The sequence below is a fragment of the Agarivorans sp. Z349TD_8 genome, assembly GCF_050870825.2.
GTDB lineage: Bacteria > Pseudomonadota > Gammaproteobacteria > Enterobacterales > Celerinatantimonadaceae > Agarivorans.
This window is the reverse complement of the sequence record NZ_CP194037.2, coordinates 1493577-1510216: the sequence shown is the minus strand read 5'-3', so window position 1 is coordinate 1510216 and position 16640 is coordinate 1493577. Positions and strand designations below refer to the sequence as shown.

Annotated in this window: 14 protein-coding genes; 10 read left to right on the top strand and 4 right to left on the bottom strand. The window is 45.1% G+C overall.

Annotation, left to right across the window (positions count from 1 at the left end):
• Window position 1 precedes the first annotated feature (1 nt).
• Window positions 2–664, bottom strand: coding sequence for a SanA/YdcF family protein (locus tag ACRRS1_RS06805; protein WP_432453910.1), 663 nt, complete (start codon window positions 662–664; stop codon window positions 2–4).
• Between the two features lie 169 nt (window positions 665–833).
• Here ACRRS1_RS06805 and ACRRS1_RS06800 point away from each other — a divergent pair, with 169 nt between their 5' ends.
• Window positions 834–1370 carry a cytochrome b gene (locus tag ACRRS1_RS06800; protein WP_432468102.1) on the top strand — a complete coding sequence of 179 codons (537 nt, stop codon included), beginning with the start codon at window positions 834–836 and terminating at the stop codon, window positions 1368–1370.
• Between the two features lie 106 nt (window positions 1371–1476).
• Here ACRRS1_RS06800 and ACRRS1_RS06795 read toward each other — a convergent pair whose 3' ends face one another.
• Window positions 1477–3843, bottom strand: a complete 2367-nt coding sequence (locus tag ACRRS1_RS06795) for a helicase-related protein (protein WP_432453912.1) — start codon at window positions 3841–3843, stop codon at window positions 1477–1479.
• A gap of 329 nt (window positions 3844–4172) precedes the next feature.
• Between ACRRS1_RS06795 and ACRRS1_RS06790 the strand changes: the two genes are divergently transcribed.
• On the top strand, window positions 4173–5225 hold the full coding sequence (locus ACRRS1_RS06790; protein ID WP_432468103.1) for an aldo/keto reductase: 1053 nt from the start codon (window positions 4173–4175) through the stop codon (window positions 5223–5225).
• Window positions 5226–5339: 114 nt separating this feature from the next.
• Here the strand turns inward: ACRRS1_RS06790 and ACRRS1_RS06785 are convergent, their stop codons facing one another.
• Complete coding sequence (locus tag ACRRS1_RS06785) at window positions 5340–6830, bottom strand: DUF2867 domain-containing protein (protein ID WP_432464665.1); 1491 nt, start codon at window positions 6828–6830, stop codon at window positions 5340–5342.
• Between the two features lie 256 nt (window positions 6831–7086).
• Here ACRRS1_RS06785 and ACRRS1_RS06780 point away from each other — a divergent pair, with 256 nt between their 5' ends.
• The 7 genes from ACRRS1_RS06780 to ACRRS1_RS06750 all read left to right on the top strand — a co-directional run bounded on the left by ACRRS1_RS06780 (window position 7087) and on the right by ACRRS1_RS06750 (window position 12988).
• Window positions 7087–7452: a hypothetical protein gene (locus ACRRS1_RS06780; protein ID WP_432453915.1), complete on the top strand. Its 366-nt coding sequence runs from the start codon at window positions 7087–7089 to the stop codon at window positions 7450–7452.
• Between the two features lie 79 nt (window positions 7453–7531).
• The gene (locus tag ACRRS1_RS06775) at window positions 7532–8188 is read left to right on the top strand and encodes a tRNA-uridine aminocarboxypropyltransferase (protein WP_432453916.1); all 657 of its coding nucleotides are present in this window, start codon (window positions 7532–7534) and stop codon (window positions 8186–8188) included.
• A gap of 287 nt (window positions 8189–8475) precedes the next feature.
• Window positions 8476–8682 carry a cold-shock protein gene (locus ACRRS1_RS06770; RefSeq protein WP_432453917.1) on the top strand — a complete coding sequence of 69 codons (207 nt, stop codon included), beginning with the start codon at window positions 8476–8478 and terminating at the stop codon, window positions 8680–8682.
• Between the two features lie 530 nt (window positions 8683–9212).
• Window positions 9213–10208, top strand: coding sequence for a GlxA family transcriptional regulator (locus tag ACRRS1_RS06765; protein WP_432468104.1), 996 nt, complete (start codon window positions 9213–9215; stop codon window positions 10206–10208).
• A 77-nt stretch (window positions 10209–10285) separates the two neighbouring features.
• Window positions 10286–11296, top strand: coding sequence for a type I glyceraldehyde-3-phosphate dehydrogenase (gene gap / locus ACRRS1_RS06760; RefSeq protein ID WP_432468106.1), 1011 nt, complete (start codon window positions 10286–10288; stop codon window positions 11294–11296).
• A 265-nt stretch (window positions 11297–11561) separates the two neighbouring features.
• Entirely contained in the window at window positions 11562–12317 is a 756-nt protein-coding gene (locus tag ACRRS1_RS06755) for an AraC family transcriptional regulator (RefSeq protein WP_439033351.1), read from the top strand.
• Window positions 12318–12367: 50 nt separating this feature from the next.
• A complete protein-coding gene (locus ACRRS1_RS06750) occupies window positions 12368–12988 on the top strand; it encodes a LysE family translocator (RefSeq protein WP_432453921.1) in 621 nt (206 codons plus the stop codon).
• An 868-nt stretch (window positions 12989–13856) separates the two neighbouring features.
• Here ACRRS1_RS06750 and ACRRS1_RS06745 read toward each other — a convergent pair.
• On the bottom strand, window positions 13857–15926 hold the full coding sequence (locus tag ACRRS1_RS06745; protein WP_432468107.1) for a bifunctional 2',3'-cyclic-nucleotide 2'-phosphodiesterase/3'-nucleotidase: 2070 nt from the start codon (window positions 15924–15926) through the stop codon (window positions 13857–13859).
• A gap of 250 nt (window positions 15927–16176) precedes the next feature.
• Between ACRRS1_RS06745 and ACRRS1_RS06740 the strand changes: the two genes are divergently transcribed.
• On the top strand, window positions 16177–16626 hold the full coding sequence (locus ACRRS1_RS06740) for an RrF2 family transcriptional regulator (RefSeq protein WP_432453923.1): 450 nt from the start codon (window positions 16177–16179) through the stop codon (window positions 16624–16626).
• The last annotated feature ends 14 nt before the right edge of the window (window positions 16627–16640 follow it).

Sequence of the window (16640 nt, the reverse complement as noted above, 5' to 3'; positions counted from 1 at the left end):
CCTAAAGTTCGGGGGTTGAGTCACCTCCGCGTAAGTTTACTGGTTCTGGGTCACCTAAGAAGTGGGGCTGGGTGTTAAATATATGTAAATCTATTAGAGCCTTGGCTCTAGCCAATACTTCTCGTAAACGCACTCGCCAATGAAACTCAGAAGGCGCATCATCCACCACATAGCCATAGGCTTCAATACCGTATTGATTTGCTATGTATAAAGCCCGTTCGACATGAAACTGCTGAGAAACAATAATCAAGGCTTGTTGCCCGAATACTTGTTTTGCCCGCACAACTGAGTCAAAGGTTCGAAAGCCTGCATAGTCCAAAGCTATATTCTCGCGTGGCACATTTAACCGCAACACATCGTTTAACATGGTAATAGGTTCATTATAGTAGCGGGTGGCATTATCGCCACTGAGGATCAATGCGCGCACTTTGTGGGTATGGTAGAGTTTTGCTGCCGCTTCCACACGAAACTGATAGTAGGTATTAAGCCGTTTACCTACATACTTACTGGTCCCAAGCACCAGAGCCACAGGCTCCGCTGGGAGCTGTTCCATGTCACGAAACCACTGACCGGCGACTTGCTTTGAAATATAACGGTCGATGACAACGAGACTTAGCAACATCGCTACGATAACCAGCAGCAATACGCCAAGAAATTGTTTCAATGTACATCTCCGCCCATAATTACAAGGTCAACCATGCTAGCACAAGCTCAAGCATCGAATAAACATAAGCTTTTTGCTTTCGTCATGTTCCATATAACAAACAAGCCGCTTGACTCCCAAGTATTAATTGTTTATTAAATCAACAAACCGTCTCAAGGAAAAATAACTGATGAAGATAAAAAATAGCTCGAGCCATTTTGGTATGATATCAAAGCTATTTCATTGGCTTATGGCCGCATTATTTATAGCTCAAATTGGCATTGCTTTATACATGGACGAAATGCAGAGAGGTCCTGATAAATGGGAGATGATCGGTTTGCATAAAGCCATCGGCGTATTGCTATTGTTATGTGTGTTAGCGCGAATAGTGTGGCATAGAATCAGCGCAGCGCCTGTCCCTCTGGGGATGGGGTTAATGCTCAGCCTCGCCAAATTAGGTCACCACGCCTTGTATTTACTCATGTTAATCATGCCAATATCCGGCGTAATCATGTCCGTTTCAGGTGGACATAACATCAACTTTTTCGACTTTTTTACCATTAGTGGTTGGGCCGAAAAATCACCGACCATCAACAGTATTAGTGGGACCATCCATGAGGTTGCGGCAACCGCTTTATACTTAGTATTAGCGGCACATATATTAGCCGCCTTGTATCACCATTTTGTGGTCAAAGACGAGACGCTTAAGCGCATCACCTCCGGTTAAGCGGTATACCAAGATTCCCCAGCTGATTGACTCGCTCAATCGGCTGTATTGCCTTGGAAGCATCGACTAGCGCTTCACAACAAGCAGCGAATAACATGAATAAACCCTAAGTCAACGCAACGCGTTTACTGGCTTTTTGGTAAAACACCCGCCAGCCAGCCCAACTCGGCAACTCCCAGCGTTTAGGACCATCTTTACGTCGCCCCGCTTGATAGTGAAGCGTCACTCGCTTAACGCGAACCTCATATTCGACCTGCACACGAAGATCGGCTAAGCGTAGACTTTGAGGAAAAGCTTGTTCAAATGCTGCACGTTGCCATTCGGGGATCCCCGGAAAAGTGAGATCCTTAGCATCAATAAGACAAAGATCTTCGGCACTCTCCAGTCCAAGTTGCTGTAAGTGTTCACTTAGCCAAAGCTCGGCATCAATGGGCTCACCGGAGCCACCGCCATTTTTTTCACCGAGACTCACCCATAAATTCCAGGCATCAACATCTTGTTGTAGACTCAGCTCAGTAAAAGACAACTCTTGCCGAGCTAAGATCCGTTTGGCAAGTGAGCGGCGATATTGTGCTGCCGTTAGCGCCAAATATTCAGACCCAATGAATCGACCAGCATAATAGCGCCGCATCAACTGTTGGCCTTGTCCGTCCAACTCACCGCTGGGCTTCAACTCGCCTAACTGATGCCGCATTAATTGTTGAATACTTACTGGCAACAAGCATAGGCCAATATTTGTCAGTTGCTTAAGTCCACGTCCCGGCGTGCTGTATTGATCTAACACCAATGCAGCCACCTGCTCATCATCAAATAAGCTTTCTCTAGCCACCTGTAATTCAGCATAACCATTGCCCATCGCCTGATGACGCTTAGCTCGGCGCACATAAGCCAGTTCACTGGCACCGCTTAATAAAGCCTCAATAATCAGCTCTCGACGATAAGGCCGAGCCTGTTTCAATTTGGCAAACCCCATCACGCTGCGTAGTTGTTCTGCCATTTCCTTCGCTTGCTTTAAGGCTTCAAGGTTCAGCTGTAACGCCTCGGGCCAAGAATGGCCACGCAACAAACTGATGGTTGCAGTCATATCACAAGCCAGCGGTTGCCACTGCTGTAATTGTTTCAAACCATGTTCCGTCTTGGGTTTCTGCCACAAACGACGATTGATGGTTAAAGCGGCAGTCAAATCAAGCATTGCTTCCTGTTCTGCCCCGCGCGGCATTAAATTAACCAGATAAGAAAAATAACTATCAATTGGTAAATTCATTAGTCGTTTGCCCAGCGAACTCAATTGACTATCACTCGCCAAAGCCTGCATTTTGGCTAAATTTTGGCTCGCGATCCGTAACGATTTATCCGGTAAAGCTTCTAGAAATGCTAACTGCGTGAGCGCTTTGCCACAACTCGCAGCAAACAGCATCGGTTCCAGCAGTTCTTCACGCTGCATCTGTGGTGGAGTGACCGCTTCAAAAGGTGCGTATTCGCCCCACAAACGATAACAATGACCCGAGCGCACCCGGCCAGCTCGACCACGACGCTGTTCACTACTGGCTCGTGAAATCCGCTCTAAGCTAAGCACCGTACGCCCTGCCCGCTGCTTGGTTCGCCGCTCTAAACCTGAATCAATCACCGTGCTAATCGCTGGAATGGTTAAACTTGTTTCGGCCACATTGGTGGCTAAGATCACCCGGCGTGCTCGCTCCCCATCAATTGCCGTTAGCAAGTACTGACGCTCTGAGGCGCTAATGGTGGCGTGCAAAGGTAAGATTTCGGCATCGATTCCCGACAAGCTGGTTTGACAGGCTTGAATTTCTGCGCGCCCCGGTAAAAACACCAAAATATCGCCGTCATCTTTAAGCATGGCTTGTTCAACACAAGCGCTTACTCGTTCGGTCAAATGCTGTAAGTCGGGTAAATGATGGGCTTGTTTGGCGATATAACTGAGCGACACGGGGTATTCGCGTCCACGGGCCTGTATCGCTTTAGCTCCCAAATAATCACATAATTTCGCGCCTTCCAAAGTCGCCGACGTCACGACGATCCGTAATGGTAAATCTTTCACTAAGGCGAGTAATAAATCACTATCCCAACGACGCTCATGAAACTCATCGATCATGATCACTGCATAATTGGCTAAGTTATTTTCTGCCAACCAATGCAAGGCAATACCCGGTGTCACATAGGCAATGTCGGTGGTCGAGGTCAGCGTGGAAGCAAAGCGAATGGCATAGCCAACTTCGGTAGTTCCCTGTTCTACACGCTCTTGCTGCGCCACATAAGCCGCCAGAGCTTCGCAAGCAATTCGTCTGGGCTGCACTACCAAAACTTTACCAAACTGACTCGCCCAACGAGGTAAACGAGTTGACTTCCCTGAACCAGTAGCCGCTTCCACCACCACATGATTATCCGCTAAATCCGATAAAAATTTCGACTTAATACTATCAATCGGTAACGATCTTGTTTCTGCCCGAACCACCAAACGCCCACATCTATCTACAACAAATAATGGCCAAATATTAACCCTAGCTCAGCTGACATACTAGTCCTAGAAAAGTCACGCTGGTTTTATGGACCATTTTCAGCTCCGCAAGAGATGAAGCTTGTTCATTCAAGCCTCAATGCCCTCCCCATCTAGGGTTGCCAGGCGTTGGCAAGACAAACTTGCTTGAATAAAACCGGTAAAAAAGACAATAAAATAAAACCTTCTGATAACACTTGATTGCTTTATCCAAAGTTCAGACTATTTTAATCACCCTCTGATACGGTAATATAATATTTAAGTACTTAGTTGATGTAGGAACATCCATGAATTTTTCGAAGCTAGGAAGTAGCAATTTATCGGTATCGCGAGTTTGCCTAGGCAGTATGACTTGGGGTGTACAAAACAACCAACAAGACGCAAATCAACAAATTGAATATGCTATCAGTCAAGGCGTGAATTTCATCGATACAGCCGAAATGTACGCCATCCCTCCAACCGCAGAGACCTACGGAAAAACCGAACAGATCATCGGCCAATGGCTCAAAGAAAATCCAAACCAGCGTAAAGATTTGATTATCGCGAGTAAGATTGCTGGGCCAGGCATTGAATGGGTTCGCGACGGTGGGCCAATTAATGCAAAAGCCATTGAGCTCGCAGTTGACGCCTCCTTACAACGGCTCAATACCGATTACATTGATCTATACCAATTACATTGGCCAAATCGCTTAATGCCTCACTTTGGAAAACACTGGCCAAATCAAATCCAATTTACTCAGTTAGACGCGGCCGATCACCAAGCCCAAATGCTCGATATTTTACAAGGATTACAACGTTGTATTGACGCGGGTAAAATTCGCCATTGTGGTCTATCCGACGACAGCACTTGGGGAATTAATACCTACCTTAAGTTGAGCGAAAGCCATAATTTACCGAGAATGGTATCCATTCAAAATGAGTTTAGCCTGCTACAAACCAAGGATTGGCCATATTTGATCGAGAACTGTGTGCATGAACAAATCGCCTATCTTCCCTGGTCCCCACTTTGTACAGGCTTACTCACTGGCAAATATGCCAATGGGCAGCGCCCAGAAGGGAGTCGCTGGTCACTAACTCAACGTAAGGGTCTATTCCGTAATACCGAGCTCTGCCACGAAGCGGTTGCTGAATATGTAGAGATTGCCAAGCAACATGGCTACACCCCAGCGCAACTCGCCTTGGCTTGGTGTGACCAAGTAGATGGAGTCACCTCTACCATTATTGGCGCAACCAACATGCAGCAATTGGAAGAAGATATTTTGGCCTTTTCGAAACCACTTAGCTCTCGGGCCTTAAGCGATATAGGTAAAGTGCTAACTCGCTACCCAGCCCCCTTCTAAGCAGCAGCTTAAAACATCGGATTTGGACACCCCATAAGCAACCGCCAATGATTTCAGCGACGGTTGCTTATCACTAGGGCACTCGGTGTTCTGGTCTAAAGTCAAAATCTGTATTCAGCCAAAGCGGCCTTCATCGGTAGATCCTGAATGGATTTTCGATTTACGCAAGGCCGCTTCAACCTGCTCATTATTTTCCGCCAGCGAAGCCATTTTCTTAGTCATGCCATATAACAGCCATCGGTGCCAAGGGGCAAAGAAATACCAATAAACCAAACCCCAAAATCCTGCGGGATGCCAGTATAAGCCCACCTCTATACGGCTACGCTGACTATCTAGCGGCTCAATAGTAATTTGCATCCCACCACCACCGGGCGCTTTCATTCCGAAACCAAGCACCAAACAACGATTTTCTTCGGCGCTTAAGATAGTCCACGAGTCGACCCGCTCACCAACATTCAGATTTAAGTAATCAGTTCGGCCATGTTCTCTTCCGGGGCCGCCAAATATATAGTCGAACCACTCGCGTAAAGCCCACAGGCTATTCAAATAAAAATAGCGATGCTTACCGCCAAGTAGATTCACCACTTGCCAAATAGCTGACGGACTGGCGACGGCAACAAGCTGCTGTTTGGCTGACTTAGCGTAAAAACCATGCAAGGGAGAAAACTTTCGAAAAGTTGGCACACCATCTCGCCAACGACTTGGATAACAGAGCACCCGCTCTTCTTGAAGTACCTGAGCAATTGCCTGATCAACAGACAATAAATGTTGCGGGATTAAGCGCCGTAACTCATCGGGTTTCGCTTGCAACGGCTCAGCAAGCCCAGCAATCAGAGCCGTTGCCAATTCGCGCGATACCGAGGTAATCAAGCCTAAAGCCAGGCAAGCCAAACGGATCGGCAAGCCCGGTACAGCAATAATCTTGATCCGCGCCGCCAAAGCCTTGGCAATTTTTAACATTAACTGTCGATAAGTGAGCCATTCTGGACCCGCCGCATCCAGCACCTTACCTGCGGTCTCTGGCAACTCCGCCAAAGCTAATAAATAGTGTAATAAGTTACTCAAGGCAATCGGCGGCGTTAAAGTCTCAATCGCCCGAGGGACAAGCGCCACAGGCATATGTCCCACTAAATCCCGCATCACTTCAAAAGCCGCGGATCCTGGCGCAATAATGATCCCCGCTCGCAACTCAGTCACCGCAAGACCAGTGGACGCTAAGGCTTGGCCAGTCGCAATCCGCGCTAGCATGTGCTCTGATTTTGGTTTAGCCGATATTAAGCTACCCAAATAAATAATTCGCTTTACGCTAGCTTCTGAGGCCGCCTGGGCTAAATGCCTTGCCGCGCGAATCTCTCGATCGCAGTGACTTTGCCCATCACTCATGCCATGCATTAAGTAATAGACTAACTCGATGTCAAGCAAGGCCGAAGGCAAGCTATTGGCTTGTAGTAAATCTAAGGTGACGCGCTGACAGCTCAAATCAGACCAAGGCCAAGGTTTATTGGCATCACGAGAACTCACCCTCAGCTGGTGCCCCGCAGCAACTAAAGCCGGAACTAACTGGCGACCAACAGTACCAAAAGCACCAATCACTAAGATCCGCATCGTGATAACTCTCCATTAAACGACGACTGAGATATTGCCCTAATGCTTATCATAGCGCATTCAAACAACAGCGGATTGCACAAAATAACGACGGGTCGGTTCTCCCTAGCCAAACCAGAAAGACTTAGAGTGAGAGCCAACGCTTACTTTCACAAAAACTGCGCTGGTAAATATAAATATATTGATTTAAATCAGTACTTTGAATAAAACAGCTATTCACAATCGCAACACCATTTTTAGCCAATAGAGTAATTGAATGACTTCTCATCCCCGTTTATTACTCAGCCCTTGCTGCCTTTGCTTACTCCTCAGTGCGATTCATTTTTATCAAGCACAGCAACTGATTTATGTATTGCTATGCGTATTGAGCTTATGCAGCGTCTTAGTAAAACATCCTATTTGCCTAAGGCTCAATCAGGCGGGCATGTTGCTATTGTGTGGCGAGTGGATCAACCGCGTCGTCCAAATCTACATTCAACGAGAAGACCTGCCTCAAGCATGGTTACAAATAGCGATTGTTGTTGGGGCTATCGGCCTCCTTCATTTCGTTTCAGCCTTATTATTTCAACATCACCGGATCCGACGTTACTTTGGTTATCCTCGACTTTATTTATTTCGCTAAGTCGATTTTGTGAACATAGTGCTTGGATTTAAGCTCGGTTATACTCGCCCCTTGATTGAATAACGTAGAGCCGCGTGTCGTGAACCGTTTCTTAAAATTGTATGCTGAGCGCAAAGCCGCAGCCACCACTCAATTTGTGGGCCGTGGTGCCCGCCGAGCCCGCTGTGCTATTTGCCAGCTGCCACAAACACATTGCTTCTGCGCACAAGCCAGATTACAGGCGAGCCAAAGTGGCTTCGCTCTGCTAATGCATAATAAAGAAGTGCTTCGGCCGAGCAATACTGGGCGATTTATCGCCGATGTGATCCCTGATACTTACGCTTTTATTTGGCAACGAACCGAAGCCTGTCAAGAGCTACTCACTCTTTGCCAACAAGTGCAATGGCAGCCCTATGTAGTTTTTCCTGCTCATTTTTGCCCACCAGAGCGAGTCAATTACCAACTCAGCTTGCCTCAAGGGGTAAAACCGCTGTTCATTATGCTCGATGGTAGCTGGCGAGAAGCACGGAAAATGTTTCACCAAAGTCCTTGGTTGGAACAATTTCCAGTGATATCGATTCATCCCAGTACAGCCTCAAACTATGGATTACGTTCTAGTTCAATCACAACACAATGGGCAACTGCGGAAGTGGCAGCTCAATTACTCGCCTTAAATGATGAAAGAGAAAACGCACAATATTTGGAACAGCGTTTTATTAAATTTACACAATTAACTTTGGCCGGAAGAAACCATTAGTTGAATGATTTCACTAACTTACTAAGAGTACATTTCAGTAGAAAACGCTCTAACATCCGCCCTAAAACGAGAAAATAGCCGAACGTTTCGTGAACTAGTTCACGCATTGAAAACGTTATCAAGCAAAACTTGATTTGCGGCAATTTGTCACTAGGCTTAGCCGCATTATTGTGTGTTATGATGACAGCGCTTATTTAGGTAGAGCATAAAATATACAAATTACAAGCCCTAATAATACTAAGCAAAATAAAAAATAGAGTATTATTTCAATTGTTTCAGGAGACACGATGTCTAAAAGCACTGGTACCGTTAAGTGGTTTAACGAAAAAAAAGGATTTGGTTTTATTTCCCAAGAATCTGGAGCTGATGTGTTCGTTCACTTCCGCGCGATTCTAGGAACAGGTTTTAAATCACTTGAAGAAGGCCAGAAAGTCGCATTTGACGTTGAAGACGGTCAAAAAGGCCCACAAGCGGCCAATGTTGAAGTTGTTTAAACAACTCTCAAGCGAAGCATAATCGTTGGTTCGATTATGCTTTTTATTTACCGAATCAACTTACCTTTGACAAGCAACGCAATTTAACTCATTGAGTCAATATGGCTCCTTTCCTGAGTACCGCTTTATACCCCATCATGCGCTGTTTATACCAATCTGATTCATTACGTGATCAACTTATTGCACAGAATAAATTTGTCGGTAACCAGCCATGAAGTACCGTAACTAGAGGCTCTAATTACAAAATACATAACCCCGTTAGCGGTGATTTAAGCCAGCCACAATGAACAAATAATGAGTTAGATCGGTATGAGGCTCTAAACCTCAACGATCCCCCCCTAAGGCACCGTTGCTTCGGCTCACCCAATGACACAGAATATATTTTAGCCACCGCATCAGTCGCATTGCTGGCACTGACTTGCTTCGCTAAAGACTGCTCACAACATCAGCGAATAAAGAAAAACCATCCTGCTAGACAAAACCAGCGCAACGCGTCTATATTTGTGTATTCATTCAAATAAGGACAAATCATGCGTGACTTTCTGATTATCGTCCCAGAAGGTGGAATGCTATTTGAATCCACCGGAATCGCCGATCTCTTGCAATGGGCAAATAAATTTCTCACCGATAGTGGCGACGATATCGCTTATCAAGTCACAATCGCCACCACCCAGTCTCATCATGTTGTGCATGGTTATTCTGGACTCAAGCTACTCGCGAACACACGGCTAATTGACTTAGACCCGACCATCAAGCGCCATACAATTATGGTGACAGGGCGTGGGGGAATTGAACAAGAGCGTAGCATTATTGCCGATTGGTTAAGACTTGCCGCTCCTAATGCCATACGCACCGCCTCTATTTGCGGAGGAGCGCTACTGCTTGCTCAAGCTGGACTCTTGGAGCATAGAAAGGCGACCACCCACTGGCGCCTAATTAATTTACTGGCAGAACAATACCCCAACGTCAGCGTAGAACGCGGACCAATGTTTGTTCAAGATGGTCCAGTCTGGACCTCGGCCGGAGTGACCGCTGGCTTTGATTTGACCCTGGCAATGATAGAACAAGATTGTGGCTACCACTTGGCAAGAGATGTTGCGCAAGAAATGGTGATGTTTTTACGCTGCCCCGGTGGGCAAGCCCAATTTAGTCGCTATCGCTTACCTGAGACACCCGAGCTTGGTCCAATCCGAGATCTACAAATTTGGATCCAGGAACACCTCAATCATGATCTATCGATAGAACGATTGGCTGACCGAGTCTCGATGAGTCCGCGTAACTTCGCCCGAGTATTTAGCAAGCAAACGGGCATCACCCCCGCAAAATACATTGAAGAAATCCGCTTGAACGCAGCCCGAGACAAACTTGAACAAAGCATGGATAGATTAGAGCGTATCGCCCAAGATACCGGATTGGGTAATAGCCTTAACTTACGACGGGTATTTGAACGGCATCTACAGGTTACGCCAAAAGCCTATCGTGAACGCTTCGCGATCCGCCAACCTTCAGCAGAGAATCTGTCTTAAATTGATTGTTTGTTGTCATTTATGACATCCGCATCCATATTAAAATTTTCCTCAATAACACTGATGAGGAAATAGTTATGCTAAAAGTGGGCATTAACGGCTTTGGCCGTATTGGACGCAATGTTCTTCGCGCAACCTTAAACAATGATCGGATTCAAGTCGTCGCAATTAACGATTTAACCGATAGCCATACCTTGGTACATCTACTTAAATACGACTCTTTAATGGGAGTACTTGCGGCCGATGTTGAAAACAACGATGAAACAATTTGGGTCAATGGCCAAGCCATTCGTGTATTCAATGAACGCGAGCCCGCGCAGATCCCCTGGGAGCGCTGTGACGTAGACATTGTGATTGAAGCCACAGGTTTATTCACTGACAAGTCGCAAGCCGAAAAGCATATTCAATTTGGTAAAGCCAAACGAGTGATTATTTCAGCCCCATCCAAAAATGATGCACTCACCGTTGTGATGGGCATTAACCACCAGTTGTATGATCCAAGTCAGCATTTTGTGGTAAGTAACGGGAGTTGTACCACTAATGGATTAGCCCCTGCAGCTCAGGTTCTGCATCAAACCTTTGGAATTGAACACGGTTTAATGAATACCACTCACGCTTATACTGCGAGCCAAGCGCTGCATGATCAGCCCGAAAAAGATCTACGTGGCGCACGGGCGGCGGCGTTATCCATTGTGCCCTATTCAAGCGGCGCAGCGAAAGCGATTGGCCGGGTTATTCCAGAATTAGACGGTAAACTTAATGGTTACTCACTTCGCGTGCCAGTTCCAGTCGTTTCCATCGTCGACTTGTCGGTAACATTAAAAACCGAGGTCACAGTAGAACAAGTTAATACCGCATTTAAACAGGCAGCGCAAAACGGGCCGCTAAAAGGGATCCTCGGTTATAGTGAAGAGCCTTTAGTCTCAAGTGACTATCAAGGTGATCCTCGATCTTCAATTATCGATGGCCTCTCAACTTTAGTGATTGGTGGCAATTTAGTTAAGATCCTCGCTTGGTATGATAATGAGTGGGGATTCTCTAATCGCCTTGTCGACTTGGCTCTTTGGATGGAAAAACGAGGCTTATAAGCCTTCATAAAATAGCAATGCAGCACCATCATGCGCTGCATTGCCGCTTAAAAAGCGGTAGGTATTGGGTTGATTGAATGCCGCAGCATAAGCCCACATATTTTATCATTCAGTTGACTCTAGAATGATATAGGTGAAAATAGGCTCAATCAGCACAATGTTCAGGAGCAAGTATCACGTGAGTGGCAGCGTTCGTCATATCGAACAGCAGTTTTGGTGCAGTCAACAGCTTCCTCATCTCGAGGTAAGAACAACCTACAACAGCATGCAAGGCTACAAAGCCCATAGCCATTCAGCATTGTCTATTGGCTTGATTGAAGTCGGAACCACTTGCCTATCGATAAAAGATAAAAAAATACTTTTAAATCAAGGTGATATGGTTTTGATTCAACCACATGCGGTTCACGCTTGTAACCCTGTCAATGGCAACGCTCGTAGCTACCACATGCTCTATGTTGATGAAAGCTGGTGCTGTGAAGCACTCTCGGCATTATACCAGCGTCAAGTTGATCAAATCACATGTACCCATATTCGACTCACTGATCTGAAAATCGCAAACGAGCTTTCTTTTTTAATAAATACTTTATTAAAAAAGACCAATAAAACCAAAAACAACGCTTCGCATATAGATTCACTATTATTTGATATTCTAAATCTCTACTGTGCGCCTGTATTCAATAAAACTGACAACAACTTGGCACTTCAAATTAAGCAACATTTACTAAATAACATGGTTTCTCCGCCTTCGAACCACGATATATCTCAACAACTAGGCTGTTCAACAGAGTCTGTCATTCGCAACTTCAAGCGCTGCTTCGGTATTACGCCAAAATCGTTTCTCAATAATAGTCGGATTGAGAAGGCCAAATACCTCTTAAAATCAGGAGTAAATATTATCGATGTCGCAAGCGAAGTGGGCTATTCGGATCAAAGCCAACTGCATCGAGCTTTTGTGAACTACACCGCTTCCACACCACGCCAATATCAGCAGTTAAAGTCATTTTTCGACAATAAATCCTGACTCAATCAACCTATAGTTCGATGATTCATTAGCTATAGGTCACTTTTATCATGTTAAGTACTCTTTTACCGACCGCTTTTCCTGCGCTGGCTCTTGCCCATTTCGTTGCCTTGTTAAGCCCGGGGCAAGATTTCTTTCTGATTATTGGTCACTCCGTGAGACATAAACTGAAAGGAAGTAAATACATCTGTGTCGGTGTCGCGGCTGGAAACGCAATTTACATTGCAATCGCCATCATCGGATGGACCAGCATCCGAGACTCCCCTCAAATTTTTTCTGTTGTCGAAACCCTCGGCGCTATCTATCTATTGTGGATAGGATCCAAACTGCTCCGCAGTCAAAAAAGTGATGCCGTTCTCAAAACCAAGGAACAGAGCCTTCCTACGGTTAGTAAACAATTAGTGCTAGGGATTAACTCGGCGCTGTTAAACCCCAAAAACGCGTTATTTTATATGAGCTTAATGACGGTTATTCTGGGCAGCGAGGTCACCCTGACCCAGCAAATCTGCTCCGGTATCTGGATGGTTTTCGCGGTGTTTATCTGGGATCTTTTAGTTGCCTCAATGATAGGTCAACAGAGAGTCCAAACTTATTTAAAACGAAGCATTCACATTATAGAAAGATTCGCTGGCGGCATTCTGATCGTATTTGGAATTGCTCTGTTCATCTGAACCTTCTAAGTTCGAGAGGATCAAACGGATAGCGCCTCCAAAGTAAACCGGCAATGGACAGCAATTTGATGACCTGTCATCGGGTCACCAAATGAAGGGCGATACTCACTTTCCCCTAAACCATTAACGGCCAGTTGAGGCGATATCCACCACAATTAACAGGTCTTAAATAAGCGAGCCATAGCTTCACTTATATGAAAATGAATACACATAATATTTCGATTGATGAGTTAAATTAAGGTCAACCAAAGAGCGGTTGACCATTGCGCGGCGAAAATACATCAGGAAATGCGACAATCATGGACCGAGACTGAATCCGCGACACAAGCGGTGTTTACTCGCGCAACCTTTTTCACAAGGTAGCAGTACGATCGCTGATACACCAATGAAATATCTGGTACATAGCGTATGACTATTGGGAAAGCTTTGCTGCAGAAAAATTTGATACGATGGCGGATTCACAATAGGCCTACTCAGCTTGCATCAATTGATTCAAGGCCCCCTCAATATATCAAAACGATATGATTTATTTTTTCAACGGGGGAGCTTCAACGGTATCTGCTACATATCAAGTATCTAGCCGCTAATTTTTCTACCAGAGTTGTTCTCAAACCACGACTTCGTTCGCACCTTCACTGAAAAGTGTGAGTACATAACAGCCTCCATTAATGCTTGTTAGATGTAAGGCAGAGCGATTATCGAGACATTAATAGCGCTAAAATTTAGCCCTTATCGAAGCCTCCTCAATCAAGCCCTAGTGCATAAATAGCCATATCAAACGGCTAACCGCTGCAGCTCTAGGGCCAATCCTACAAATCCAGAAACCCACGTGACGATGCAAATAACATGAGCAAAGGATTTCCCCGAGTTAAGGGCGAACAGGTTCAGAGTTTAAGTCAATTCGATAAATCGCAAAACCTGCCATCGCATCAACAGCGCTAAGTTTTTCCATCTTACGTTGCTGATTTTCGGCCACAAATTGGTCAGCGAGTTCACTATCTTGAGTCTCAAAACGCACATCTAAGGTGACATCCGTCGTAATGGTTTTAAAATCCCAATTGTAATCCGCTGTTGGATCAACCATGCCGTTGTAAGTACCGGAGGCATTAGGCTGTGACTGCTCAGAAATATAAGCGGCTAATACTTCACGATTAGTATCTGGTAACTCTAATACGACATGTTCAGAACCGGTTCCCGCAAAAACGCCAGCAAACGCTCGATAGTTATTAGATGCAACTAAAAATTCTTTGTTGGCAAGTGCTTGACCAGTAATCACCACACCTTTTTCATCGGTATAGCTTAACTCGACAATCCGGCTGGCCGTCGCATTGACCAGTGCACAGTGACTGTCAAACTTGCTCGGTTGCGTGACATCAATTTTATATCTTAAGCCATCAATAACATCGAAATTATAAGTCGGGTGGCCCTCACGATTAATCAGGTTTTGCGGTGTGCTAATAGTTGGGTCGATTTGATTAAATTGATTGGCACTGCACTCCAGCCAGTCTTTTAACTCTGCCCCTGTGGCTTTAAGCACCACCATGGTATTGGGATATACATACAAGTCAGCCGCATTACTATAAGAAAGTGGCCCTTTAGGGACCATAACAAACTGACTCGCATCCCCTTCTTGGTAGCGACCACCAGCTTTAAATGGTGCAGCGGCAGACAACATAGGCAGCCCTCTAAGCTCATCAGGCAACTTGGCTTTTACACCCGCAATTTGCGCTAACGACACAATCTGCACCGATGGGTCGTCTTGCACCAAGCTTAAAAAGCTAAACATATTTGAAGCCGCCACACCAATCGGCTGGCTCACAAAATCGATTGTGGCTTGGTGCTCTACCGCCACCGCGTCCCGAATACTCTGTTCACCACGAACTAACGCAACCTTATTGGCATTATCATAAACGGGACGAGCCTCAGCTTGCGATTCAGAATGATGAATCAGCCACTTACCATTTTGCTTGGTGAGCTTTAAATCGACAATCCCAATGTTATCGCCCCAGCGCCCCGGCATAACTGCCGGAATACCGTTCAATAAACCTCTCTCAATATCGGTATTTGGCAGGTCACGATAGCGTTCGGCTGGAAATACCGAATGACTGTGTCCAAACATAATCGCGTCAATCCCTGCCACTGAGGTTAAGGCAAAGGTTGCATTTTCAGCCTGTGGATCACCAGGGTTTTCGCTAGAACCGATACCGGAATGAGGGATTGCAATAATTAAGTCTGCACCCGCCGCTTGCATTGCTGGCACAAACTGTTTAGCCGCTTGAGTAATACCAAGTACTGCTATTTCGCCACTTAAATTGGTTTTGTCCCATTGCAGAATTTGTGGTGGTACAAAGCCAATATAACCAATATTCACAGTGTGCAGATTACCTTGGGTATCGCGTACCGAAGTCTGCTGAATGAGATAGGGATTAAACAGATTTTCGCCAAATTCAACATTTCCCCAACAGCCATTTTTATTCGCACAAATAACGTTTGCGTTAATATAAGGAAAATTGGCACCCGCGATGGCTTTCTCTAAAAATGATAAACCATAGTTGAACTCGTGATTACCAATATTGCCCACCACATAATTTAATGTATTCATCGCCTTATATGCGGGATGTGTATCGCTTAAACCAACGCTGGCAATGTAATCCCCCATTGGACTACCTTGCAATAAATCCCCATTATCGACCAACACCGCATTGCTTACTTCTTGGCGTGCCGCACTAATTAAACTCGCCGCACGCGCTAAACCAATGCTTGGATCCTGTTTATGAGTGTAGTAATTAAAATCCATAATATTGGTATGTAAATCTGTGGTTTCTATAATTCTCAAGTCCACATTAACCGCAGAGGTGTGACTGTCGTCGCTGGAGCTACATCCGCATAAGCCAAGAGAAACTGCTATCGCAACAATTATTCGTTTATTATTCAGCACATTTAGTCCTTTAAATCTTTGACTCATGAGTACCACTAATACTAAGAGCATCAACAAGGTAAGTATATAAATTAAAAGTCAAAACATTAAAAATATCAGAGTATAAGATCCCAAACTCAATTCGATTTACCAGCACTCGTTGCCACTAACGCCAAGCGGCGCTTAACTCTCCGAATAAAAACTACCAAACACCCACTAAAAGATGTATTTTAAATACATCTTTATATATCTCAAATTTTGGGTGCGTAGCATGCAAATCACTCGCTATACCGACTACTCCCTTCGCCTACTCATTTACTTAGCGGTCAATAAAGATCGACTCTGTACCATCCAAGAAATCGCCCAAAGCTACGACATTTCCAAGAACCATCTGATGAAGATTGTTCAGCAACTGAATGCTAAAGGTCACTTATTGGCCGTCCGCGGAAAAAATGGCGGTCTTAAATTAAATCGTCAAACGAATCAAATTGGCATCGGTAGCCTAGTTCGGGAAATGGAAGATAACAGCAAGCTGGTCGAATGTTTTGGCGAAAATAATCGTTGTGTCATTACTCCGAGTTGCCAATTGAAGAATATTTTTGCCGAAGCTCAAGAGAATTTTTTCAAAACCTTGGATGCATATACCTTAGCTGATTTACTTGGCGTCAATAACCAATATCAACTGACGACGCTTTTAAATCGAGATTCTAGAACCAGTTAAATCTTTCACTAATC